This is a genomic window from uncultured Sulfitobacter sp. (assembly GCF_947500075.1).
Classification (GTDB): domain Bacteria; phylum Pseudomonadota; class Alphaproteobacteria; order Rhodobacterales; family Rhodobacteraceae; genus Sulfitobacter.
Genome location: NZ_CANMQS010000001.1, coordinates 225,853 through 247,539, shown reverse-complemented (window position 1 = coordinate 247,539; position 21,687 = coordinate 225,853). Strand labels below are relative to the sequence as shown.

Here is a 21,687-nt window from a genome sequence, read left to right as displayed (position 1 = left end):
GCTTGTTGCGTCACGCCCATATCAGGGTGCCGCGTGGCTTGCCAATACGCGATGCACGCCACCCCAGAAGGAGACCCCATGTCCTACCGCGCCCCTGTTGAGGATTTCAGCTTTCTCTTTAGCCATGTCATTGATTTTGCGGCCCTGCGGGCAACCGACCGGTTTGCTGCCGCCTCCGCCGATGTCACACAGGCGATCCTGCTTGAGGCGGGCAAGATGTGTGACGAAGTGCTCGCTCCCTTGCAGCGCAACGGGGATCTGACGCCAGCACGGCTGGAGAACGGCGTGGTGCGGACCTCTCCGGGCTATGACCAGGGCTACAGGGCCATTGCAGAAGGCGGCTGGATCGGGACAACCGCGTCGGAAGAGGCAGGGGGCATGGCCCTGCCGATGACGCTGATGACAGCGGTGAACGAAATGATGAGCGGCGCTTGTCTGGCGTTGCAACTGGCGCCGCTGATGACCGCAGGGCAGATTGAGGCGCTGGAGCATCACGCGAGCGATCAGCTCAAGGCGCTCTACCTGCCCAAGCTCGTCAGCGGCGAATGGACCGGTACGATGAACCTGACGGAGCCGCAGGCGGGCTCGGACGTGGGCGCGCTGTCCTCCAAGGCGGAGCCGCAGGGCGATGGCACCTATGCGATCACCGGGCAGAAGATCTACATCAGCTGGGGCGACCATGATCTGGCCAGCAACGTCTGCCATCTGGTGCTGGCGCGCATTCCGGGGGCGCCCGCAGGCACCAAGGGGATCAGCCTGTTTCTGGTGCCCAAGTTCATTCCCGACGCGGATGGCAATCCCGGCAAGCGCAACGGGGTGAGTGTTGTGAGCCTTGAGCACAAGATGGGCCTGCACGGCTCTCCCACGGCGGTGATGCAGTATGACGCCGCAACAGGCTGGCTTGTGGGGCCGGAGCAGGGCGGGATGGCGGCGATGTTCACCATGATGAACAACGCCCGGCTGGGTGTCGGCACCCAGGGCGTGGGCGTGGCGCAGGCGGCCTATGAACATGCGCTCGATTACGCGCTGGACCGCCGGCAGGGCAAGACGGGCCGCGAGGGCAAGGGCACCATCGTCGATCATGCCGATGTGCGGCGGATGCTGATCACCATGAAGGCGGATATCTTTGCCGCCCGGGCGATTGCCCTGTCCTGCGCGCAGGCGATTGATATGACGACCGCCACCGATGACCCGCAGTGGCGCGCGCGGGCGGCACTGCTGACGCCCATCGCCAAGGCTTTTGGCACCGACACCGGCATTGCAGTCAGCGAGATGGGTCTGCAAGTGCACGGCGGCATGGGATTTATCGAGGAAACCGGGGCTGCCCAGTTCAGCCGCGATGTGCGGGTGACCGCGATCTATGAAGGCACCAACGGCATTCAGGCCATGGATCTGGTGGCGCGCAAGATGATGGACGGTGGCGAAGCCGCCTCGCGCCTGCTGGATGAAATACAGGCCGATGCCGAAGCTGCGCGTGCTATCTATCCCAACATGGCCGACGCCGTCTGGCAGGCAGCAGAGACCATGCGGGAGGCGACCGAATGGCTGGTGGCCCAGTCGGAACTGAACACCCGATTTGCCGGGGCGGTGCCCTATCTGCATGCGTTTGCGCGAATCCTGGGGGGCGATCTGCACCTCAAAGCGGCCCTTGCGGACAAGGGCGGCACCCGCGAAGTGGTCGCGCGGTTCTACATCCAGCGCCTGTTGCCCGAACATGGCAGCCTGCTGGCCCACGCCCGCGCGGGCGAAGCGGATCTCTTCGCACTCACACCAGAAGAATTGGCAAGCTGATGAAAGATGTAGCACCCGAAGGGCTGCGCTATCCCTGGGATACCCCCCCGGCCCATGGGTCCGAGGCGATCGAAGTGGCCCCCGGCGTGCTGTGGCTGCGCTTGCCGCTGCCGATGAAACTGGATCATGTGAACATCTATGCGCTGGATGACGGTGCCAGCTGGACGGTGATCGACACCGGGTTTGCGTCAAAGAAATCCAGGGCGATCTGGGCAGAGGCGATGGCAGGCCCCCTGGGCGGCAAACCCGTGGGCCGCGTTGTTGTGACCCACCATCACCCCGATCACGTGGGTCTTGCAGGGTGGTTTCAGGCCGCGCATGGGGCAGAGCTGGTCACGACCCGCACCGCATGGCTGACCGCGCGGATGCTGACACTGGATGTGCAGGAGGTTTCCGCCCCCGAGGCGCTGACGTTCTACCAGCGCGCGGGCATGGACCCGACGTTGCTGGAAAAGCGCCGCGCCGACCGGCCGTTCAATTTCGCCGATGTCGTGGCGCCGCTGCCGGTGGGGTACACCCGCATCGGGCAGGGGGATCAGATCACCATGGGCGGGCGCACCTGGGATATCCACATTGGCAACGGACACGCGCCTGAGCATGCAACCTTCTGGAGCCGTGATGACAATCTGGTGATCGCGGGGGATCAGATCCTGTCTTCCATCAGCCCCAACATCGGCGTCTATCCGACCGAACCCATGGCCGATCCGATTGCTGAATGGCTGGAAGCCTGTGAGCGGCTGGCCGGGCTGGCACGGGCCGATCATCTGGTGCTGGGCGGGCACAAATTGCCCTTCACCGGCTTGCCCAAACGCATGGACCAGCTGATTGAGAACCACCATGGCGGGTTGAAACGATTGCTTGATTTCATCGACACGCCCAAGTCCGCCTCCGAGTGTTTTCCGCCGCTGTTCAAGCGCAAGATCGGCGAAGGGGAATACGGGCTGGCCCTTGTGGAAGCCGTTGCCCATCTCAGCCACCTTTACCAGACAGGTCTTGCCACCCGCACCCTGCGCGCCGAAGATGGCGCATGGGTATACCAGCGCAAGGGGTAACGGGTGATGAGTGAGCCGATCAAGACGGCCGCAGAAGCTGCGGAAGCAGAGGTGCTGCCGCGTATCTATGAGGTGCATTGCGACCCTGACCAACGCAGCGCCTGTGATCAGGAAGTGCCCGAAGCGGTGACGGCCAAACCGACGGACCAGAAATCTCCGGCGCAGTGGGCCTATGAGCGGGTGGTGCTCTACCTCAAGAATTTTGAGGAACAACTGGACAACGATCATGAGATTGCCATGGGTTTCACCGGTGGCGATGCGGGTGTGTTGCGGATCGAAGGGATGGGTTATTTCGATCCCGACATCGTGACATTCTATGGCAGTGACCCTGCGGGCGGCAGAACCCAGCTGGTCCAGCATGTCAGCCAGTTGAACGTGATGCTGCGCGCCCTGCCCAAACAGGTCAGCGCCGCCGCGCCGCGGCGCATCGGTTTCAGGCTGGTTGAGGATATGGAGAAAGCGCAGCAGAAATCGTGATCAGGTAGCGCGTTTTGACCGGGTGACAGGGTTCAAAGCATGGTGTAAGCAACGCGGACAGACAAATCAGGGACGATGATATGGCCGACCACGAACATGGCAGCATGGACTATAAAGATCAGCAGAAGACCTTTGACGGCTTCATGAGCTGGGTGACAAAATCAGTGATTGTGATCCTCGTATTGCTGGTCGCAATGGCGATTTTCATCCGCTGATCACGTCCTTCCGGAGACAATTGAGTTGAAACGTTTGGTAATCGGTTTGGCCGTTGCGGCCATTGTTGCAGGGTGTTCGGTTGACCAGAACCCGGACAGTTCAGATCAGGCTGTGGCCGCAGCAGCGTTCCGTGCCGGGGGGCCAACCTCTCTCACGCTGGTCACTGTGGTGAACAACCGGACCGGGGCAGGTGGGCACACCGCTTTGATCGTGAATGGTTCCCAACAGGTGATCTTTGATCCCGCAGGCTCGTTCCGCGATGAACGTGTGGTTGAGAAGGGTGATGTGCTTTACGGGATGACACCGGGGTGGGTGAAGGCGTTCAAATCCGCCCATGCGCGCGTCACGCATCATGTGGTCAGCCAGACTGTGGATGTGACACCTGAACAGGCGGAACGTGCGCTGAACCTTGTGCGCTCAAACGGGTCTGTTGCCGGCGCCTATTGCGCCAATTCCACCTCCGGTATTCTGGCTCAGATTGATGGGTTTCAGGGGATCAACCGGACCTTCTATCCGGTCAAGCTGATGGATCAGTTTGCGCTGGTGCCCGGTGTGCGGACCGACACATACTATGAAAACGACGAAGGTGATGTGATCGATGCGGTCACGGCTGTAAAGCTGGCCACGTCGCAGAGCTGAGAACGCTATCCCAACAGATAGAGCAAGCCATAGAGCGTAAATCCGCCTGACAGCATTGCGGCAATCACGTTCTTGGTCAGCAACCCAACCGTCAAAGCCGCCACAGCTGCGGCTAGGCGGGCCGGGTCCGTTTCGCCCCCCGTTGCCGCAGGCCACAGCACTTGCGGCGCGACCAAAGCAGGCAGGATCGCCACCGCCGTATAGCGCAGATGCCGCAACAGCCAGTCGGGCATGGCGCGGTTTCCCACCAGTCCGGTGAAGACAAAGCGCAGGAAAAAGCTGCCCAATCCAAGGCCGATGATCACCGTCCAGAGGGTGACGGGATCAATCATACACTGTCCTCTGCCGCGCGTCGCGCCGTCCACAGCTCAACCTGCGCGCCCGCCATCATGCCGGCAATACCGGCAATGATCAGGCCCAGCGAATAGGGCACCCCGGCGCAAAGCAGGCTCACAACCACAGCTACCAAGGCAGCGACCACATGGGCCAGCGTGCGGAACATCGGAGCGATCATCGCCAGAAAGGTGATCGGAATGGCGAAATCCAGTGCCCAACTGTCCGGCACCTGCGCACCCAGCAGCGCGCCGACCAGCGTGAACATATACCACAGCGGCACAATCGGTGTGACCGCGCCAAAGAAGTATCCCATCCGCTCCGGCAGGGTCATGTCCGGGCTGCGTTCATACTTCGCCACCGCCACAACATAGGATTGATCCACCGTCAGATAGGCCGCGCAGGCGCGCTGCCACAAAGGCGCTGAACCGATGTAAGGGGTCAGGGAGGCTGAATACATCGCCATGCGCAGGTTCACCGCGAGGGCGGAGGCAAGGACGACAAGCGTCGGCGCGTCTTCGACCATCAGTTGCAACGCGGTGAATTGTGCAGCCCCTGCAATCACTACAACCGAAAAGCTCAGCGTCTGCACCACACTCAGCCCGGCTTCGGTGGCCAACAGCCCAAAAAGGCTGGCAAAAGGGATGATGACCAGAATAAAGGGCGCGCCGGCGGCGACGCCTGAGAAATATGCGGATTTCACGGTGGTGATGGCCATGGGATGCCCCTAGATTACCAAGACGTCCTAGCGCCAAGTGGGGGAGGATACAATTGGCCCAAGACCCTGATCAAAGCGATTTCCTGATCGCTCCGGACCCCAAGGCACCACGATTGACGCGGGTGGTGGAAGGTGTGGATCATACCGGCGCGCGCACCGCGATTTCCGTGGTCGAAGAACGCCCGCTGACCATCTTCCTCAACGCGCAGGAGGTTGTGACGGCGATGACCATCGGGGACTACCCGCAGTATCTGGCACTGGGTTTCCTGCGCAATCAGCACATGCTGCGCGATGATGATGAGATCACCGGCGTCGATTATGACGAGGAGCTGGAGACGGTGGTTGTGCGCACCGCCCGCGCCACGGATTATGAGGACAAGATGCGCCGCAAGACCCGCACCTCCGGCTGTGCGGTGGGCACGGTGTTTGGAGATATGATGGAAGGGCTGGAGGACGTGGTGCTGCCCGACCACCGCGTCCGCACCTCTGATCTTTATGCGCTGGCCGCGCGCATCAACCGCACGCCGAGCCTTTATCTGGAGGCGGGCGCGATCCATGGCACGGTGCTGTGCCAGGGCGCGCAACCGCTTGTTTACATGGAAGATGTCGGGCGGCATAACGCGGTCGACAAGATCGCAGGCTGGATGCTCTCCGAAGGGGTCGGGCCTGCGGACAAGGTGCTCTATACCACCGGGCGTCTGACCTCCGAGATGGTGATCAAGACCGCGATGATGGGGATCCCGGTGCTGGCCTCGCGCTCTGGCTTTACCGCCTGGGGGGTGGAGATCGCCCAGCAGATCGGGCTGACACTGATTGGCCGGATGAAGGGCCAGCGGTTTGTGTGTCTGAGTGGGGAGGACCGTCTGATCCGCGATGCGGACCCCGCACAGGTGGCCGAAGAGCCGCGCAAATCGGGGCGCAAGGGGGCGGTATGAGCGACATAAATTTCTTCAAGGAGATTTGCCCGGAATTTTCGAAAATTCCGACACCCGTTGAGAGGGCGACATGAAACAACCGCTCGGCGTGATCCTTGCAGGCGGGCAGGCGACCCGTATGGGCGGCGGCGACAAGGGGCTGTTGTCCTTGGGAGGGCAAACCCTGCTGACCCGTGTCATCGACCGACTGGCCCCGCAGGTCGATCAGCTCGCCCTGAACGCCAACGGCGATCCCGCGCGGTTTGCGGGCTATGATCTGCCTGTGCTCCCTGACAGCATCGACGGCTTTGTTGGCCCGCTTGCCGGGGTGCTTGCCGGGCTCGACTGGGCCGCAGCCCAAGGGGCGGACACCATCGTCACCGCCGCCGCTGATACGCCCTTCTTTCCCTCCGATCTGGTGCCGCAGCTTCTGCTCGCCAGCGAAGGGATGACCCATCCGCTGGTGCTGGCTGCCACGCCGGACCCCGACCGTGGCAAAGCCCGCCATCCCACCTTCGGCCTCTGGCCTGTCGCCTTGCGCGACGACCTGCGTGCAGCCCTCACAGGAGGCCTGCGCAAAGTCGTGATGTGGACCGACAAACACGACGGACGCATGGCGATGTTCCCGCAGGAAGATGCCTTTTTCAACGTGAATACCCCGGAGGATCTGGTCCGGGCAGAAGGAATGCTATGAGACTCTACGGTGTGACGGGCTGGAAAAACGCGGGCAAAACCGGGCTGATGGAACGGCTGGTGGCCGAGATCACGGCGCGGGGGCATTCCGTGTCTACGGTGAAACACGCCCATCACACTTTTGACGTCGACCACGCCGGCAAGGACAGCTACCGCCACCGTCAGGCCGGCGCGCATGAGGTGCTGCTCGCGTCGCGCAACCGCGTGGCCTTGATGCAGGAATTGCGCGATCAGGAGGAGCCGACATTGGCGGACCTGCTGACCCGCCTCAAGCCCGTCGATCTGGTGCTGATCGAAGGCTACAAACGCGACAGCCATCCCAAGGTCGAAGCCCACCGGGCAGAGCCGGGCAATCCGCTGATCGCGCCGGGCGATCCGACCATCCGCGCCGTGGCCAGCGATGTGCCGCTCGATCTGGACCGACCGGTGTTCGATCTGGATGACACCGTTGCGGTTGCGGATTTCATCCTGGCCGAGGTTGGGCTGTGAAGCCATTTGACACCATCGTGGTGGCGGATTGGTCCGCTGCCAAACGCGCGCCTGCCAGGCCGTCAAAGGATGCAATCTGGCTGGGTATAACGCGGAGCGGTGTGTCTGAGGACCCCGTCTATTGCCGGACCCGGCAAGAGGCGGAGGCGTGGATCGTGGCGTTGATCACGCAGGAAACCGCAGCGGGGCGGCGTCTGCTTGTGACGTTTGACTTCCCCTTCGGCTATCCCGTCGGCTTTGCCCGCCATGTGACCGGATCCGACGATCCCTTTGCCCTGTGGGCGTGGTTTGCCGACCGGATCGAAGACCGGCCTGATGGGGCGAACAACCGCTTTGACGTGGCAGAGACCCTGAATGCGATGTTTGAGGGGCCGGGCCCGTTCTGGGGCAAGCTGGACCGCGACAAATGGCCAGGTGTGCCCTACCGGAAAGAGGGGATTGCCTTTGATGTCGTGGCCGAAAAACGGGCCTGCGACCGGGTGGCGCGCGCCTCCTCCTCCTGTTTTCAATTGGCCTTTCCGCCCACCGTTGGGGGGCAGGTCATGATGGGCCTGCCGATGCTGTCGCGGCTGCGCAAGCTGGACGGGGTTCGGGTCTGGCCGTTTGAAGACTGGCAGCAGGCACCTGTTGTGTTGGCGGAAATCTGGCCGGGGGTGATTGAACCTGCGGTGAAAGCCGCGCTTGCCACACAGGGTCCGGATGCCATCCGGGATCGGGAGCAAGTGCGGCTTCTGGCGATGGCCCTGTCGCGCCTTCCAGTGGATGATCTGTACCGGGTGATGGCCGAGGTCCCCGCTGCGGCGCGGGAGGAAGCTTGGATCCTGGCAGCGGAGCTGAAAGAAGACCTGATTGTTCATGCTATGGAAACAGTGACGCCCTTGCGGAATGATTGTTTCGCTTTGCCTCCGGGTGTGCACTGGACCCCGGTGGCAGAGGCGCTGGACCTGCTGCAAAGCCGCCTCTCCCCTGTTGCAGGTGCGGAAACACTGCCCCTGGATGCCGCGCTCAACCGCATCTCCGCGGCGCCGGTCACGGCTGTCCGCGCCAACCCACCGCTGCCCAACACGGCGGTGGACGGCTACGGGTTTGCCGGGGGCAGGGGGGCGGGCAGGCATCGGCTGCCGCTGGTGGCGGGCCGCGCGGCGGCAGGGGACGCGCCGGGCGCGGTGCCCCACGGGGCCGCGATCCGCGTCCTGACGGGGGCTGCACTGCCAGACGGCGTGGACACGGTGATCCTGCAGGAAGACGTGGTGGTTGATGCCGACCACATCCGCTTTTCCGGACCGCTCAAAGCGGGAGCCAACACGCGTCAGGCAGGCGAAGACAAACACGCAGGCGACGCGGTACTGGCACAGGGAGAAGTGATCACGCCCGCCACACTGGCGCTCCTCGCCGCCACGGGGGTGCGGGAGGTCAAGGTACACAAACCCCTGCGCGTTGGGGTTTTGTCGACCGGGGATGAGCTGGTGCCTGTGGGGGCCGACGCCGGGGCAGGGCAGATCTATGATGCCAACAGGCCGATGCTGCTGGGTCTGATTGCGCGCTTCGGGTTTGAACCTGTTGATCTGGGCGCTGTTGCGGATGACCGCACAGCCCTGCGCGCGCGGCTGGACGCCTCAGCGCAGGAGGTCGATGTGGTGCTGACCAGCGGCGGGGCGTCCGCCGGGGACGAGGATCACGTCTCAGCCCTACTGGCAGAAGCAGGCGCGATGGCGCTGTGGCGCATTGCGATCAAACCGGGCCGCCCGCTGGCGCTGGGACTGTGGAACGGCGTGCCGGTCTTTGGCCTGCCCGGCAATCCGGTGGCCGCCATGGTCTGCACGCTGATCTTCGCGCGCCCCGCGATGGGGCTGCTGGCCGGCAAAGGATGGGCACACCCACAAGGTTTCACCGTGCCCGCGGCGTTCTCCAAACGCAAGAAAGCAGGCCGGCGCGAATACCTGCGCGCGCGTATCCGGGAGGGGCAGGCGGAGGTTTTTGCCTCCGAAGGGTCCGGCCGGATCTCAGGATTGTCCTGGGCAGACGGTCTGGTGGAATTGCCAGAACCTGCTGCCGACATCTCGCCCGGTGATCCGGTGACATACATCCCCTACGGCAGCTTCGGGATCTAGGCGAAGATCATTCCACCCGTTCAGGCAATGCGCCCGGCCCCCCTTCCAAATGGTTCCAAAAACCCTGCCAGAGGCCTGAAATCTCTTCTGGAGCACCAAAAGAGATTTTAGCGCTCCGCGGGGGTTTTTAGAACCATTTGGAAGGAGAGGCCCCAGCGACCTGGTCCTTGTTTGACAGGTCAGTCGAACGTCCCTGCACAGCGCCCGAGCAGCATGAAAGCCCGTGCGGCGCGGGTGTCGGCGAGGGCTGAGATTTCCTCATCCGTGGCGTCTTTTTCGAAAGCGGCAAAGGTCCGGTCAAAGCGGCGCAGGAAGTGGTGGGCGGCGTCGCGGAAGATCGGGTCCTGCTTCATTCGTGCATTGCTGAGCGCAAGGGACGAGCGGTCACGGATGCCACCAAGAGGAGCGATGGCGCGGCCGCGCGCGCCGCCTGCAAACTGCCGCCAGATATCGGGTCGGGCGCGGTCGGGCAGCAGGTCATCCATGTAGATACCGTCCTGTGACAGCAAGGTCAGCACGTCCTGTGCTGCGGTGACCAGTTGTGAGGCTTCGCGGTCCTTCAAGGCCCGGCGGAGGGCGGCGAAGCCCGCCTCGTCCTCGGCGGTTTCGGGGAAGTTCAGGGCACAGATGAAGTCGTCGTTCGACAGGCGCGGGGCCATGTCTTCGGCCTGGGTGCCAAGGGCGAGCGCCGGTTGATCGTCGGCGCTGGTGATGGGGGCCGCCGCATCTCTTTGCTGTTGTTCGCGGCGTGTGCTCTGGAAGGTCGCAAGGGCGGTTTCGGTCTTGCGGGTGGCCGCGGCGATTTCATCCAGTTTGCGCGCCACTGAAGGTTCGGTGCGCAGGTGCTGGCCCTGCTGCTGCGCGATATAGGCCTGACGGATCGCGTCGATGGCCGCCTGCAACCGCTGGCTTTCCTCGCGCATCACGCGGCTGGCGCGGGCGGCGGTCGCTGCCACCCAGATCATCGCCACGGGCATGAAGATCGCCAGCATCGTCATCAGGAAACGCAGGCTGCCGGTGCCGTCGGGTGCGGGCTCGGGACGCGGCGTGAACAGGAAAAAGATCGCCGAGCCCAGCAGCCAGATCACGCTGAGGCTGATCGCGATCACTTCGATTGAGGTGACCATTTCATGACGCGGCTTGTCATAGATGCCAAGCGCGGTGGGCCGCGATGCCGCATCCCCCTGCTGGCGGGCAGAGGCACTGGTGGTGTTCCGGTTGCCCGGTTCCGAATGTGATGTGGCGTCGGTCATCTGGTTCTCTTTCCATGCAGCCTAGGCATAGACGATCTTGAGGACCTCGTAAGACTTGTCTCCGCCCGGTGTGCGGACTTCCACCGAATCCCCCTCTTCCTTGCCGATGAGGGCGCGGGCGATGGGGGATTTGATGTTGAGCAGGCCGTCCTCGATCCGGGCCTCGTATTCACCAACGATCTGATAGGTTTTCTCTTCGTCCGTGTCCTCATCCACAAGCGTGACCTTAGCACCAAACTTGATGGCACCCGACAGCTTTGACGGATCAATGACCTCCGCCAGCGAAATCGCGCCTTCCAGTTCCTTGATGCGGCCTTCGATGAAGGACTGCTTTTCCTTGGCGGAATGGTATTCCGCGTTCTCTGAAAGGTCGCCATGTTCGCGCGCTTCGGCAATCGCCTTGATGATCGCAGGACGCTCGATTGTTTTGAGCTCTTTAAGCTCGGTCTCAAGCGCGCTGTGACCGGCGCGGGTCATTGGTATCTTTTCCATGGGCTCCGTCCGGAAAAAGGGCAGCCCGCAGGGGCACATCTGGGCACTGCGGGCAGTTGGTTGCAAAGTAAGTGACCTAAATCGAGGAGGGATTGCAAGGAAAATGGCGGCAAGTGGGGGATGTGGGCGCAGGGTGCTGTCAAAAGGCGCGCTGCGCGGATGACATTCCTGGTCTGTGCGGCGGCTCTGAGCCCTTCCCGTCAGGGTTGGACGTGGGTGAGGAGGGAGTGATCCTGCTGAGAGGTGCTTGAGGACGCGGTCTGCGCCTCAAGACACCTGCGCAAGGGGGGCGGCGATTCTCTGCCGCCTCAAGGGCAGGCAGCACGAAGGGCGCGGGGCCTGCGGCCTTCTTGACCCGGCAGAGAATCACGTCGTTTAAGCGTAGCTGACAACTTCGAATTCGATGCCTTCGTTGTCGTGAAAGTAGAAGCGGCGGCCCGGTTCATAGTCGCCGTGGTTGCTGGTTTCAAAGCCGTGAGCCTTGATGGCGGCTTCTGTGGCGTCAAGGTCATCGACGGTCACGGCCAAGTGGTTCAGGCCCGCCACCCGCGTGTAGCTGGAGGTGGCATCGACGACCGAGGTGCCGGGATTGTAGAGCGCGATGTAGCGCTGGTCGTTGCCCACATGGATTGTGTAGCCGCCTGAAATCGCATCTCCCTGCCAGCGGATATGCCAGCCGAACAGCTTTTCCATCCAGGCGGCGGTGGCCGCAGGGTCGCGGACGGTGATATTGGCGTGTTCAAGTTGTGCGGTGGTATCGGGCATTGGTTTGGCCTTTCGTATTGTGGTTCGTGTCTTCGTACCGTAATTTCTAAACCTAACTTTAGGTCAAGCTAGTTTTTTTGGAGGTGCAACGATGAATGATGGGTTGTCGATTGGGGCGCTGGCGCGGCGGACGGGGCTGGCGGTGTCCGCCATCCGCTATTACGAAGCGCAGGGGCTGATCAAACCCTGGCGCAACAGTGGGGGACAGCGGCGGTTCGAGCGGGCGGACTTGCGGCGGCTCAGCTTTGTGATGATCGCGCAGCAGTTCGGCTTCACCCTGCCGCAAATCCGGGCAGAGCTGGACCGGCTGCCGGGGGGGCGCACGCCCACCAAGGCCGATTGGGCGCGGATTTCCGAAGGGTTCCGCGCCGCATTGGACGCACGGATCACCACGTTGACCAAGCTGCGCGACAATCTGGACGGCTGTATCGGCTGCGGCTGTCTGAGCCTTGAGGTCTGCGCGCTTTACAACCCGCGGGACGCAGCGGCACAGATGGGGCAGGGCCCACGCTACCTGATGGGAGACGCGCCAGAGGCGCAAAAGCGCTGAAACACGCAGCAATTGCCACAATCTGCGGCGTTTTTACGCGCCGTTCCGATTGCATTGGGTTTCGGCGTGGCTTAGCTACGTCAAAACCGATTTTTGCCCAAGGGAGTGGTGCCAGTCATGGCTGAGATTGAACGCGAAGCGATGGAGTATGATGTGGTGATCGTCGGCGCGGGGCCTGCGGGCCTGTCTGCGGCGATCCGGCTGAAACAGATGGACCCGGAGTGCAACGTGGTTGTGCTGGAGAAGGGGTCCGAAGTGGGCGCGCATATTCTGTCCGGCGCGGTTCTTGATCCCTGCGGTCTGGATGCGTTGATCCCGGATTGGAAAGAGAAGGGCGCCCCGCTGAACGTGCCGGTCACGGATGACAAGTTCTATATGCTGGGCGAAGCTGGCGCGTTGCGGGTGCCGAATTTCCCCATGCCACCGCTGATGAACAACCACGGCAACTACATCGTGTCGATGGGCAACGTCTGCCGCTGGATGGCAGAGCAGGCCGAAGAGCTGGGCGTTGAGATTTTCCCCGGCATGGCCTGTTCCGAACTGGTCTATGGCGACAAGGGTGAAGTCAAAGGCGTGGTGGCCGGTGTCTTCGGCCTCGAAGCCGATGGAAGCTATGGCCCGGATACAGAGCCGGGGATGGAACTGCACGGCAAATATGTGTTCCTGTCCGAGGGCGTGCGCGGCAGCCTCTCCAAGCAGGTGATTGCGAAATACGACCTGGACAAGGGTGTTGAACCGCAGAAATACGGCCTTGGCATGAAAGAGATCTGGGAAGTGGATCCCGCCAAGCACAGGGAAGGCTCTGTCACCCATACGATGGGCTGGCCGCTGAACAAGAATGCCGGGGGCGGATCCTTCATCTATCACCTTGAGAACAATCAGGTTTACGTGGGTTTCGTGGTGCACCTTGGCTACAAGAACCCGCATGTGTTTCCTTACATGGAATTCCAGCGGTTCAAACATCACCCGATGGTGGCGGAACTGCTGAAGGCCGGCAAACGTGTGGCGTATGGCGCGCGTGCGATCACCGAAGGCGGGTATCAGTCGATGCCCAAGATGGTTGCACCGGGTGTGGCCTTGCTGGGCTGTTCGGTGGGCATGGTCAACCTGCCGCGCATCAAGGGCAACCACAACGCGATGTTGTCGGGCAAGGCTGCGGCTGAAGCGGCGATGGCGGCGATCAAGGCCGACCGTTCCGGCGATGAGCTGAGCGATTATGAAGCTGAAGTGCGCGGTGGTGAGATTGGCGCGGACCTGAAGAAAGTGCGCAACGTCAAACCGCTGTGGTCGAAGTATGGGCTCACGGCCTCTCTCGCGATTGGCGGGTTTGACATGTGGTGCAACACGCTTTTTGGTACCTCGCTGCTGGGCACGATGCACCACGGCAAATCCGATGCGGAAGCCACCGAAAAGGCCTCCAAACATACACCCATCGACTACCCCAAACCCGATGGCACGCTCAGCTTCGACCGCCTCACCAACGTGGCGTTTTCCTTCACCAACCATGAGGAAAGCCAGCCTGCGCATCTGACCCTGAAAGACGCGGATGTGCCCGTTAAGGTGAACCTTGCGGAATACGCGGGCCCCTCGGCGCGTTATTGTCCGGCGGGTGTCTATGAATTCGTCGGCGAAGGGGCGGAGACGAAGTTCCAGATCAACTTCCAGAACTGCGTGCACTGCAAGACCTGTGACATCAAGGACCCCAGCCAGAATATCGTCTGGACCACGCCTCAGGGCGGGGATGGGCCGAATTATCCGAACATGTGAGGCATATCACTTCTCAGGTGAAGGGCGGGCAAAGTCTCGCCCTTTTGCGTCTTTGCAAGGCATGTTGCTGTCACGTGCCTGTCATCGGCCTGCTCCTGCATTGCGATTGCACACAGACCTGCTAGCCTTTGCCAAAATGATAACGGGGTAAATTGCGCATGTTTCGCATTGTCTTAAGCACTATCGCTGCGGCGGCTGTGGCCGGGTCTCTGGCCTATCCGGTGGTGGCGCAGTCTGTGGCGGGGTCCTACCTGGCCGGCCGGCAAGCCGCGCTGCGCAGCGACTACAACGAGGCGGCGCGCTACTATACGCAGGCGCTCGCACGGGATCCGCAGAATGTGGAGTTGATCGAAAGCTCGACACTGTCGTTGCTGTCACTGGGCGAGATCGGCAAAGCCTACCCGCTGGCCCGCCAACTGGCGGAGAAGAACGCCAGCAGTCAGGTGGCGCGCATCGTGATCACCGCGGCATTGGCGCGGGAGGAAGACTACGCGGCCCTGCTGGCGCAGGAAGATGACAAAAGCGGGATTGGCCCTTGGGTCGATGGTCTGGTCAAGGCATGGGCGCATATGGGGCAGGGCGATGTGAGCACTGCACTGGCGGCGTTCGATACGCTGAGCGAACAACCGGGGATGCGTGGATTTGTGATGTATCACAAGGCCTTGGCGCTTGCCTCAGTCGGGGATTTCGAAGGCGCGGAAGCGATATTCTCAAGCGATCAGGCGGGCACTGCCGGGCAAACCCGTCGCGGCGTTGTGGCCCATGCAGAGGTGCTGGCACAGCTTGACCGCCGGGAAGATGCAGTGACCCTGATCCGTGAAGCCTTTGGCAATGGCACCGATCCTGAACTCGACGGGTTGATCACCGCGTTGGAGAACGGGGATGAGGTCTCCTACAGCCATGTGCGCAATGCGCGGCAAGGCATTGCAGAGGTGTTCTTTACCTTTGGCGCGGTGCTCAAATCCGAGGATGCGGGTGACTACTACGTGCTGCTCTATACCCGTGTGGCGCGTTATCTGCGGCCCACACATATCGACGCATTGCTGCTGACGGCTGGCTTGCTGGAAGCGCTGGGGCAATACGATCTGGCGATTGAAGAATACCGCGATGTCCCCGATCAAGACCCCGCCTTTCATGCCGCTGAACTGGGCCGGGCGGATGCGCTGCGCCGCTCAGGCAAGGTGGATCAAGCGATTGAAGTGCTTGAACAATTGGCCCGCACCCACAACCAGTTGGCAGTGGTCCATTCCACGTTGGGCGATGTCCTGCGCCGTCAGGAGAAATTCGCGGAAGCCATCGAAGCCTATGACCGCGCTGTTGAACGGGTGCCCGACAACCGCCGCGCCCGTTGGGTGCTGTTCTACTCACGCGGCATCGCCCATGAACGCTCCGGCAATGATGCCGCGTCCGAGGCGGATTTCCGTGCCGCGCTCAGCATCAATCCCGAACAGCCGCAGGTGCTGAACTACCTTGGCTATTCGATGGTGGAACAGAAACGCAATCTGGACGAAGCGCTCGACATGATCGAACGCGCGGTCGCGGCCAGCCCGGACAGCGGCTATATCGTGGATTCGCTGGGTTGGGTGCTCTTCCGCCTCGGCCGCTACGAAGAAGCCGTGGGCCAGATGGAGCGCGCGGTTGAGCTGATCCCGGTGGATCCGGTGGTCAACGATCATCTGGGCGATGTCTATTGGGCTGTGGGCCGCTACCGTGAAGCGGAATTCCAGTGGCGCCGTGCCCTGTCTTTCATTGACCCCGAAGACACCGATGGGGAGGCAGACCCCGAGCGCATTCGCCGCAAGCTGGATGTCGGTCTTGATCAGGTGCTGGAAGAGGAAGGCGCAGCCCCCCTCGGGGCCAGCCAGGACATTTGAGCCCGGTGATGAGGGTGAACGACGAATTGCTGCGCGTCACGGTGTTTGCCCCGGCCAAGGTCAATCTGACCCTGCATGTGACGGGACAGCGCGATGATGGCTATCACACGCTGGATTCCCTTATCGCCTTCGCCACGCGTGGGGACACGGTCACGGTGACCCCCGGCGATGTGCTGTCGCTGCGCTGCGTCGGGCCGGAAGGGGACAACGTGCCCGAGGACGCGGACAACCTTATCCTGAAGGTCGCGCGCCAGTTTCAGGATATGCCCGGTGCGGCGTTCCTGCTGGAAAAACACCTGCCGATTGCCTCTGGTATTGGCGGGGGATCAGCGGATGCCGCAGCCGCCTTTCGCGCACTCATGTGCATCTGGAGCGGCGGGGAGACAGGTGATGATGCCTATGACCCCGGCCAGACGCCTTTTGCCGAACGCCTGCTGGCGCTGGGTGCGGACATTCCTGTGTGCCTGTCGTGCAAGGCCGCGCGGATGCAGGGCGTCGGAGAGACGTTGAACCTTGTGGAAAATCTGCCGGGGATGGACGCGGTGCTGGTCAACCCACGGGTCGGCGTCTCCACCCCGCGGATCTTCAAAGCACTGGATGACAAGAACAACGCGCCTATGCCCGCGCGCCTGCCGCGCTTTGCCGGGGTGTATGAACTGGCCCTGTGGCTCAAGGAGCAGCGCAACGATTTGCAGGCCCCTGCGATGGCGCTTGTCCCCGAAATCCGCGATGCGATCGATGCGCTGGAACATGACAAGGACTGTATGTTCGCGCGCATGTCCGGATCGGGTGCCACCTGTTTCGGGATCTTTCCGAACAAGGAACGCGCAAGGGACGCGGCGGAACGTATCTCCAAAGCCAATCCGGCGTGGTGGGTCCGCAACACGCGCCTGACCTCGATGAGCAATGCCGCAAAACCGCGCCTGGAATGGGCATCGGACGCTGCGGCGGAAGTAGCTGATGCCGAAAAGGCAAAGACCGAAGGGTCTAGCTCACCCGGCTGACGACATAGTCACTCAGATCCAGCAGCATGGTTTTGAGGTCGTGATCGGGCAGGGGAGCGAGTGCTGCGTTGGCTTTCTGCGCCCATCCCAGCGCATCGGCCTTGGTGGCCTCCAGCGTGCCATGCTTCACCATCAGCGCCATTGCCTGTTCCAGATCGCCGTCTTCCTGACGCCCCTTTTCAATGGTGCGTTCCCAGAACGCCCGCTCTTCCGCATCGGCCTTGGCCACGGCTTTGATCAGCGGCAGGGTCAGCTTGCGCTCCCTGAAATCATCGCCGACGTTCTTGCCGGTGGTGTCTGCCTGCCCTTGATAATCCAGCAGGTCATCGACAATCTGGAACGCAATCCCCAGCGCATCGCCATAGTCAAACAGCGCCTTCACCGTCGCATCCTCCGCGCCCGCAATCACGCCGCCCACTTCGGTGGCGGCGGAGAACAGTGCCGCCGTCTTGCCGCGCACCACTTGCAGATAAATGCCTTCATCCGTCTTGAGGTTCTGCGCGGCCGTCAGCTGCAACACCTCGCCTTCGGCAATGGTCGCGGCTGCATTCGACAGGATCTTCATCACCCGCATGGAGCCGGGCTCGGTCATCAACTGGAAACTGCGGGCAAAGAGGTAATCCCCCACCAGCACGGAAGACTGGTTGTCCCACAGCAGGTTCGCCGTGGGCCGCCCGCGCCGCTGCTGGCTTTCGTCGACCACATCGTCATGCAGCAGGGTCGCGGTGTGAATGAACTCCACCGTGGCGGCCAGATGCACGTGATAGGGGCCGTCATAGCCACACATCCGCGCCGCCGCCAGCACCAGCATCGGGCGCAGACGCTTGCCGCCTGCCTCCACCAGATGCGCGGTCACTTCCGGGATGCGCGGCGCATGTTCCGAGGCCATCCGCGCGCGGATCAACGTGCCCACTTCGGCCATGTCGCTTTCAAGATAGGCGGCCAACCGGTCATGCGGTTTTGCCTGCGTGGCGTTTTTCATCAACATGACCCTATCCAAGGCTCGACAAATCGGCCTCAGGGGCCCACATAAAAAGGTATGAAGGAACTCTTGCGCAGCACCGATATCACCGTCATCGCCTTTGCCATGGCCCTTCTTGAGGGCGAGGATATAGCCTGCTTCGAGCAGGACGTAAACATGAGCGTGCTCGAAGGGGGGATCGGGATTTTCCCCCGGCGTCTGATGGTGCACCCCAATGACCATGACGCCGCAGTGCGGGTGCTGCTGGACAACGACATTCCGTTGGGGATGTGAGCGGTTTTGCGTCTCAGGATCTGACAGTGGACGCCTTTTTGGGCGGAAAAGTGCAGCTTTTACAGCCACGTGAGGGATACCGTGCGGGTGTGGACGCGGTATTGCTCGCCGCAAGCCTTCCCGCGACGCCGGGACAGCGTGTGCTGGAACTGGGCTGCGGGGCGGGGGCTGCGATACTTTGTCTCGCCGCGCGGGTGCCCGGCCTGGTGCTGACCGGGGTGGAGCGGCAGCCGGACATGGCGGCACTGGCGCAGCAGAACGGGCAGGGCGCGCTGGAGGTGGTCTGTGCCGATCTGGCCGACCTGCCCCTCACCGTGCGGGACCGGCAGTTTGACCATGTCCTTGCCAACCCGCCTTACTATGACCGCGCCGCTTCCGTCTCCTCGGACGATCCCGCGCGGGAGGCCGCCCATGGGGAGCAAACCCCGCTGGCCAAATGGATGCAGGTTGCGGGCAAACGCCTGGCCCCCAAAGGGGTGGCGACTTTTATCCACCGGACGGCACGTCTGCCGGACCTGATCCGGGCCCTGCCGCATGACCTTGGCTCTGTCGAAGTGCTGCCGCTGGCCGCCCGCGCCGGGCGCGAAGCAGACCGGGTGATCCTGCGGGCGCGCAAGAACGGGCGCGCGGCCTTTCGCCTGCATCCGCCGCTGGTTCTGCATCAGGGGGCGGCGCATACCCACGACGGGGACAGCTATGTGCCGATGATCCGCGATGTGCTGCGCCGGGGCGCTGCGCTGAATTACTAGCCCATCTTAACCGGATGTTAGCACAACCGGCGGTTATGCTGCAGGGCGGCGTGACAGACGCCGTTTTCTGTGGTCCTATCAAGACCTGACGTTTCACAAATGGAGGAATATATGGCTCTCAACGCGCATCTGGAGACGCTGAAAAAGAAACACCGGGAAATGAGCGAAGCAGTCGAATCCGCACAACGTGCACCCGGGATTGACGATCTGGAAGTTGCGACGATGAAAAAGGAAAAGCTGCGCTTGAAAGAGGAGATTATGCGCCTTTCCAGTTAGCCCTAAGACCAACTGGCGCGTGCCGCGGCCAGCGCGCCGCCAGTAATCAACAGCGCCGCCCATAGCAACACCATGCCGGGGGCGGCCACTCCGGCGATGACCAGCACCAGTGTGGACAACAGCGGTGCTGCGTAAGAGGACGTGCCGAGCAGTTGGATGTCCCCGTGTTTGACGCCGATATCCCAGACAAAGAACGCCAGTCCCACCGGGCCGATGCCAAGACCCGCAATCGCCGCCCACCCAAGGGGTGTCGTGGGCAGAACCGTCTCTTCAAACATCAGATGTAATGGCAGGGACAGCGCCGCCGTCGCCAGACAGAACACCGCGACCGATGCCGTTGGCGCATCGCCCACACGCCGTGACAGCACCGAATAGCCGGACCACGTCAGCGCACACAGAAGCGCCAGACCGTAGCCCGCCAGATATTGTCCCTCAAACCCCGCGCCGCCCCCCGTGATGATCAGCGCCGCCCCGGCAAACCCCATGACTGCTCCGATGATATGCCCCCGGCGCAGCTGCTCTCCGGGCAGCAGGCCGGAAAAGACCACGATCAGCAGCGGCCAGAGGTAGGCAATCAACCCGGCCTGTGCCGCAGGCGCCAGCCTGAGGGCTGAGAAATAGAGCGCGTGATAGCCAAAGAGACCAAGTGTGCCGAAGACATAGACCCGCAGCGGCACCTGCCTCAACCCCCGCAGCGCGCCCGTGCGCGCCGCCCAGATCAGCCCCAACGTGCCGCCAAGCGCAAAACACAACGTATTCAGCAGAAACGGCGGCGTTGGTGCGCTGCCCACGGTAAACAGCGCCAGCAAAGCCCAAAGCAGCACAGCGACAAATCCAATGGTGGTGGCGCGGTGTCGTGTCATGGTTCTGCCCTGCCGATCATCTCAAACGCATCTGCGATATGGGCGGTTTTGTCGATCTCCCGCAAGATCCATTCCTGAAACGCGGCGATCTGCGGGCGCGTTTCTGCGCCTTCGGGACACAGAAACCGGAACCTTGCCCCGGTTTGCAGCGCCTTGCCGTAAGGGGCGACCAGCCGCCCCTCCGCCAGATCCTTGATCACCAGCGCGCGCCGTCCCAGCGCCACGCCAATGCCGGCCAGTGCGGCATCCATGGCGTGATCGGCCTGTGAAAACCGCGGGCCAGCGGGGACAAGCGGCGCAATCCCGATGCCCCGCGCCCACGCCGCCCAATCCGTGGGCGGATCCAGAAAATCAATGGATTCGTCGATGATCAGAACCGCGTCCACCAGACTTTCGGGTGTTGGAAACCGCGCGGCCATCTCCGGCAACATCACCGGGGTGACCCATTCCTTCGCCAAAGGCAGGGAATAGAGCCCCGGATCAGGCCCGTAGCCAAAGCGGATGGCCACATCAATGTCGTCGCGCATGAAATCCATCCGTCTGAGCGAGGCAGAAAAGCGCAGCTCAATCTCCGGGTGTTCCTGCGCGAAATCATACAGACGCGGGGCCAGCCACTTGGCAGTAAACGCCGGGCCTGCGGTGACGGTAAGCGACTGATGGTCCTGCGTGCGCTGTGCGGCACGCCAGCCATTGGTCAGGGTTTCAAACCCCGCCTGCGCATCCGGCGCCAGCGCGCGGCCCGCATCCGTCAGCTCCACCGCGCGGTTGAGCCGACGAAACAGCGGTGCGCCCAGATGCGCCTCCAGCGATTTGATCTGAAAGCTCAACGCCGCAGGGGTCACGCTCAATTCCGCCGCCGCCTTGGCAAACGACATATGGCGGGCGGCGGCATCAAAGGCACGCAGGGCGGTCAAGGGGGGCAGGGGTAAGGACATAGTCACTTAAGTATAACTTAACTGAAGCGTTGAAAAGTCTCGTTTGTCAGCAATCTGCACAAGGTCCATATATGTCTCAATTCAGAAACACTCATGCAGCATCATCGAGGAGAGACACCCATGTTCGAAGCCACAACAAACCCCGCCGCCCAGGCCGCCATGAAAAAAGCCCACGCCGAACGGAGTGCCGCGCTCAGCACCGCCTGGCATTGGTTGTTCAACAGCCCGCGCCGCTAAACACTTTTTCCCAAAGGAGCCCCCCATGATCGAGGCCACAACAAACCCCGCCGCCCGCGACGCCATGAAGAAAGCCCATGCCGACCGCAGCGAAGCCCTCTCCACGGCCTGGAACTGGTTGGTCCGTTCTGCGCGCCGCTGAAGGGTCGCTCCCTTCTTACGACATGCATAAGGCCGGCTCGTTTGAGCCGGCCTTTGGTTTTAAACTGCCCTGATTGCGTCGCCGAAAAGCAC

General features: G+C 62.4%; 24 protein-coding genes. 16 read left to right on the top strand and 8 right to left on the bottom strand.

Annotated features, from left to right (window positions below; all coding sequences use genetic code 11):
- Positions 1-78: 78 nt before the first annotated feature.
- The 5 genes from Q1A91_RS01280 to Q1A91_RS01260 all read left to right on the top strand — a co-directional run bounded on the left by Q1A91_RS01280 (position 79) and on the right by Q1A91_RS01260 (position 4,175).
- Entirely contained in the window at positions 79-1,791 is a 1,713-nt protein-coding gene (locus Q1A91_RS01280) for an acyl-CoA dehydrogenase (protein ID WP_299871678.1), read from the top strand.
- Positions 1,791-2,843: an MBL fold metallo-hydrolase gene (locus Q1A91_RS01275; RefSeq protein WP_299871676.1), complete on the top strand. Its 1,053-nt coding sequence runs from the start codon at positions 1,791-1,793 to the stop codon at positions 2,841-2,843. Before Q1A91_RS01280 ends, Q1A91_RS01275 begins: the two co-directional genes overlap by 1 nt.
- Before the next feature lie 6 nt (positions 2,844-2,849).
- Positions 2,850-3,320 carry a DUF6173 family protein gene (locus tag Q1A91_RS01270; RefSeq protein WP_299871673.1) on the top strand — a complete coding sequence of 157 codons (471 nt, stop codon included), beginning with the start codon at positions 2,850-2,852 and terminating at the stop codon, positions 3,318-3,320.
- A gap of 80 nt (positions 3,321-3,400) precedes the next feature.
- Entirely contained in the window at positions 3,401-3,535 is a 135-nt protein-coding gene (locus Q1A91_RS01265; RefSeq protein WP_299871671.1) for an aa3-type cytochrome c oxidase subunit IV, read from the top strand.
- Positions 3,536-3,560: 25 nt separating this feature from the next.
- Positions 3,561-4,175 (top strand): hypothetical protein, encoded by a 615-nt coding sequence (locus tag Q1A91_RS01260; protein WP_299871668.1) that lies wholly within the window; start codon positions 3,561-3,563, stop codon positions 4,173-4,175.
- 5 nt (positions 4,176-4,180) lie between these two features.
- On the opposite strand, the gene Q1A91_RS01255 is transcribed toward Q1A91_RS01260, so the two are convergent.
- Together Q1A91_RS01255 and Q1A91_RS01250 are read right to left on the bottom strand one after the other, a co-directional pair.
- Positions 4,181-4,507 (bottom strand): AzlD domain-containing protein, encoded by a 327-nt coding sequence (locus tag Q1A91_RS01255; protein ID WP_299871665.1) that lies wholly within the window; start codon positions 4,505-4,507, stop codon positions 4,181-4,183.
- The gene (locus Q1A91_RS01250) at positions 4,504-5,226 is read right to left on the bottom strand and encodes an AzlC family ABC transporter permease (protein ID WP_299871662.1); all 723 of its coding nucleotides are present in this window, start codon (positions 5,224-5,226) and stop codon (positions 4,504-4,506) included. Before Q1A91_RS01250 ends, Q1A91_RS01255 begins: the two co-directional genes overlap by 4 nt.
- Positions 5,227-5,273: 47 nt before the next feature.
- On the opposite strand from Q1A91_RS01250, the gene Q1A91_RS01245 reads away from it, so the two are divergent.
- From Q1A91_RS01245 to glp, 4 genes are all read left to right on the top strand, one after another.
- Positions 5,274-6,161: a formate dehydrogenase accessory sulfurtransferase FdhD gene (locus Q1A91_RS01245; protein WP_299873643.1), complete on the top strand. Its 888-nt coding sequence runs from the start codon at positions 5,274-5,276 to the stop codon at positions 6,159-6,161.
- A 70-nt stretch (positions 6,162-6,231) separates the two neighbouring features.
- The gene (mobA, locus tag Q1A91_RS01240; RefSeq protein WP_299871659.1) at positions 6,232-6,834 is read left to right on the top strand and encodes a molybdenum cofactor guanylyltransferase MobA; all 603 of its coding nucleotides are present in this window, start codon (positions 6,232-6,234) and stop codon (positions 6,832-6,834) included.
- Entirely contained in the window at positions 6,831-7,322 is a 492-nt protein-coding gene (gene mobB, locus Q1A91_RS01235) for a molybdopterin-guanine dinucleotide biosynthesis protein B (protein ID WP_299871656.1), read from the top strand. Before mobA ends, mobB begins: the two co-directional genes overlap by 4 nt.
- On the top strand, positions 7,319-9,433 hold the full coding sequence (gene glp, locus Q1A91_RS01230) for a gephyrin-like molybdotransferase Glp (RefSeq protein ID WP_299871653.1): 2,115 nt from the start codon (positions 7,319-7,321) through the stop codon (positions 9,431-9,433). Before mobB ends, glp begins: the two co-directional genes overlap by 4 nt.
- A gap of 179 nt (positions 9,434-9,612) precedes the next feature.
- On the opposite strand, the gene Q1A91_RS01225 is transcribed toward glp, so the two are convergent.
- The 3 genes from Q1A91_RS01225 to Q1A91_RS01215 all read right to left on the bottom strand — a co-directional run bounded on the left by Q1A91_RS01225 (position 9,613) and on the right by Q1A91_RS01215 (position 11,943).
- On the bottom strand, positions 9,613-10,686 hold the full coding sequence (locus Q1A91_RS01225) for a hypothetical protein (protein WP_299871652.1): 1,074 nt from the start codon (positions 10,684-10,686) through the stop codon (positions 9,613-9,615).
- A gap of 21 nt (positions 10,687-10,707) precedes the next feature.
- Entirely contained in the window at positions 10,708-11,178 is a 471-nt protein-coding gene (gene greA, locus Q1A91_RS01220) for a transcription elongation factor GreA (RefSeq protein ID WP_299871650.1), read from the bottom strand.
- A gap of 375 nt (positions 11,179-11,553) precedes the next feature.
- Positions 11,554-11,943 carry a VOC family protein gene (locus Q1A91_RS01215; RefSeq protein ID WP_299871647.1) on the bottom strand — a complete coding sequence of 130 codons (390 nt, stop codon included), beginning with the start codon at positions 11,941-11,943 and terminating at the stop codon, positions 11,554-11,556.
- A 91-nt stretch (positions 11,944-12,034) separates the two neighbouring features.
- Between Q1A91_RS01215 and soxR the strand changes: the two genes are divergently transcribed.
- From soxR to Q1A91_RS01195, 4 genes are all read left to right on the top strand, one after another.
- Positions 12,035-12,493: a redox-sensitive transcriptional activator SoxR gene (gene soxR / locus Q1A91_RS01210; RefSeq protein ID WP_299871645.1), complete on the top strand. Its 459-nt coding sequence runs from the start codon at positions 12,035-12,037 to the stop codon at positions 12,491-12,493.
- Between the two features lie 117 nt (positions 12,494-12,610).
- Entirely contained in the window at positions 12,611-14,260 is a 1,650-nt protein-coding gene (locus Q1A91_RS01205; protein ID WP_299871643.1) for an electron transfer flavoprotein-ubiquinone oxidoreductase, read from the top strand.
- 158 nt (positions 14,261-14,418) lie between these two features.
- Positions 14,419-16,134: a tetratricopeptide repeat protein gene (locus Q1A91_RS01200; RefSeq protein ID WP_299871640.1), complete on the top strand. Its 1,716-nt coding sequence runs from the start codon at positions 14,419-14,421 to the stop codon at positions 16,132-16,134.
- 8 nt (positions 16,135-16,142) lie between these two features.
- The gene (locus tag Q1A91_RS01195) at positions 16,143-17,138 is read left to right on the top strand and encodes a 4-(cytidine 5'-diphospho)-2-C-methyl-D-erythritol kinase (RefSeq protein ID WP_299871637.1); all 996 of its coding nucleotides are present in this window, start codon (positions 16,143-16,145) and stop codon (positions 17,136-17,138) included.
- On the opposite strand, the gene Q1A91_RS01190 is transcribed toward Q1A91_RS01195, so the two are convergent.
- Positions 17,122-18,120, bottom strand: a complete 999-nt coding sequence (locus tag Q1A91_RS01190) for a polyprenyl synthetase family protein (protein ID WP_299871634.1) — start codon at positions 18,118-18,120, stop codon at positions 17,122-17,124. The two genes, Q1A91_RS01195 and Q1A91_RS01190, sit on opposite strands and share 17 nt — an antisense overlap.
- Before the next feature lie 57 nt (positions 18,121-18,177).
- Here Q1A91_RS01190 and Q1A91_RS01185 point away from each other — a divergent pair, with 57 nt between their 5' ends.
- The 3 genes from Q1A91_RS01185 to Q1A91_RS01175 all read left to right on the top strand — a co-directional run bounded on the left by Q1A91_RS01185 (position 18,178) and on the right by Q1A91_RS01175 (position 19,418).
- Positions 18,178-18,393 carry a DUF2007 domain-containing protein gene (locus Q1A91_RS01185; RefSeq protein ID WP_299871632.1) on the top strand — a complete coding sequence of 72 codons (216 nt, stop codon included), beginning with the start codon at positions 18,178-18,180 and terminating at the stop codon, positions 18,391-18,393.
- On the top strand, positions 18,390-19,142 hold the full coding sequence (locus Q1A91_RS01180; RefSeq protein WP_299871629.1) for a methyltransferase domain-containing protein: 753 nt from the start codon (positions 18,390-18,392) through the stop codon (positions 19,140-19,142). Before Q1A91_RS01185 ends, Q1A91_RS01180 begins: the two co-directional genes overlap by 4 nt.
- A gap of 111 nt (positions 19,143-19,253) precedes the next feature.
- Positions 19,254-19,418 (top strand): YdcH family protein, encoded by a 165-nt coding sequence (locus tag Q1A91_RS01175; protein ID WP_299871626.1) that lies wholly within the window; start codon positions 19,254-19,256, stop codon positions 19,416-19,418.
- Positions 19,419-19,420: 2 nt separating this feature from the next.
- Here the strand turns inward: Q1A91_RS01175 and Q1A91_RS01170 are convergent, their stop codons facing one another.
- Together Q1A91_RS01170 and Q1A91_RS01165 are read right to left on the bottom strand one after the other, a co-directional pair.
- Positions 19,421-20,281 (bottom strand): EamA family transporter, encoded by an 861-nt coding sequence (locus tag Q1A91_RS01170; protein ID WP_299871622.1) that lies wholly within the window; start codon positions 20,279-20,281, stop codon positions 19,421-19,423.
- A complete protein-coding gene (locus tag Q1A91_RS01165; protein WP_299871619.1) occupies positions 20,278-21,216 on the bottom strand; it encodes a transcriptional regulator GcvA in 939 nt (312 codons plus the stop codon). Before Q1A91_RS01165 ends, Q1A91_RS01170 begins: the two co-directional genes overlap by 4 nt.
- Between the last annotated feature and the right edge of the window lie 471 nt (positions 21,217-21,687).

Bases quoted from the DNA above. Each gene is read 5' to 3' on its own strand.
- Q1A91_RS01195 (WP_299871637.1), top strand. From the start codon at position 16,143: ATGAGGGTGAACGACGAATTGCTGCGCGTCACGGTGTTTGCCCCGGCC.
- soxR (WP_299871645.1), top strand. From the start codon at position 12,035: ATGAATGATGGGTTGTCGATTGGGGCGCTGGCGCGGCGGACGGGGCTG.
- Q1A91_RS01265 (WP_299871671.1), top strand. From the start codon at position 3,401: ATGGCCGACCACGAACATGGCAGCATGGACTATAAAGATCAGCAGAAG.
- Q1A91_RS01200 (WP_299871640.1), top strand. From the start codon at position 14,419: ATGTTTCGCATTGTCTTAAGCACTATCGCTGCGGCGGCTGTGGCCGGG.
- Q1A91_RS01185 (WP_299871632.1), top strand. From the start codon at position 18,178: ATGAAGGAACTCTTGCGCAGCACCGATATCACCGTCATCGCCTTTGCC.
- Q1A91_RS01270 (WP_299871673.1), top strand. From the start codon at position 2,850: ATGAGTGAGCCGATCAAGACGGCCGCAGAAGCTGCGGAAGCAGAGGTG.
- Q1A91_RS01190 (WP_299871634.1), bottom strand. From the start codon at position 18,120: ATGAAAAACGCCACGCAGGCAAAACCGCATGACCGGTTGGCCGCCTAT.
- Q1A91_RS01225 (WP_299871652.1), bottom strand. From the start codon at position 10,686: ATGACCGACGCCACATCACATTCGGAACCGGGCAACCGGAACACCACC.
- mobB (WP_299871656.1), top strand. From the start codon at position 6,831: ATGAGACTCTACGGTGTGACGGGCTGGAAAAACGCGGGCAAAACCGGG.
- Q1A91_RS01175 (WP_299871626.1), top strand. From the start codon at position 19,254: ATGGCTCTCAACGCGCATCTGGAGACGCTGAAAAAGAAACACCGGGAA.
- mobA (WP_299871659.1), top strand. From the start codon at position 6,232: ATGAAACAACCGCTCGGCGTGATCCTTGCAGGCGGGCAGGCGACCCGT.
- Q1A91_RS01280 (WP_299871678.1), top strand. From the start codon at position 79: ATGTCCTACCGCGCCCCTGTTGAGGATTTCAGCTTTCTCTTTAGCCAT.
- Q1A91_RS01255 (WP_299871665.1), bottom strand. From the start codon at position 4,507: ATGATTGATCCCGTCACCCTCTGGACGGTGATCATCGGCCTTGGATTG.
- greA (WP_299871650.1), bottom strand. From the start codon at position 11,178: ATGGAAAAGATACCAATGACCCGCGCCGGTCACAGCGCGCTTGAGACC.
- Q1A91_RS01170 (WP_299871622.1), bottom strand. From the start codon at position 20,281: ATGACACGACACCGCGCCACCACCATTGGATTTGTCGCTGTGCTGCTT.
- Q1A91_RS01165 (WP_299871619.1), bottom strand. From the start codon at position 21,216: ATGTCCTTACCCCTGCCCCCCTTGACCGCCCTGCGTGCCTTTGATGCC.
- Q1A91_RS01250 (WP_299871662.1), bottom strand. From the start codon at position 5,226: ATGGCCATCACCACCGTGAAATCCGCATATTTCTCAGGCGTCGCCGCC.
- Q1A91_RS01275 (WP_299871676.1), top strand. From the start codon at position 1,791: ATGAAAGATGTAGCACCCGAAGGGCTGCGCTATCCCTGGGATACCCCC.
- Q1A91_RS01205 (WP_299871643.1), top strand. From the start codon at position 12,611: ATGGCTGAGATTGAACGCGAAGCGATGGAGTATGATGTGGTGATCGTC.
- Q1A91_RS01215 (WP_299871647.1), bottom strand. From the start codon at position 11,943: ATGCCCGATACCACCGCACAACTTGAACACGCCAATATCACCGTCCGC.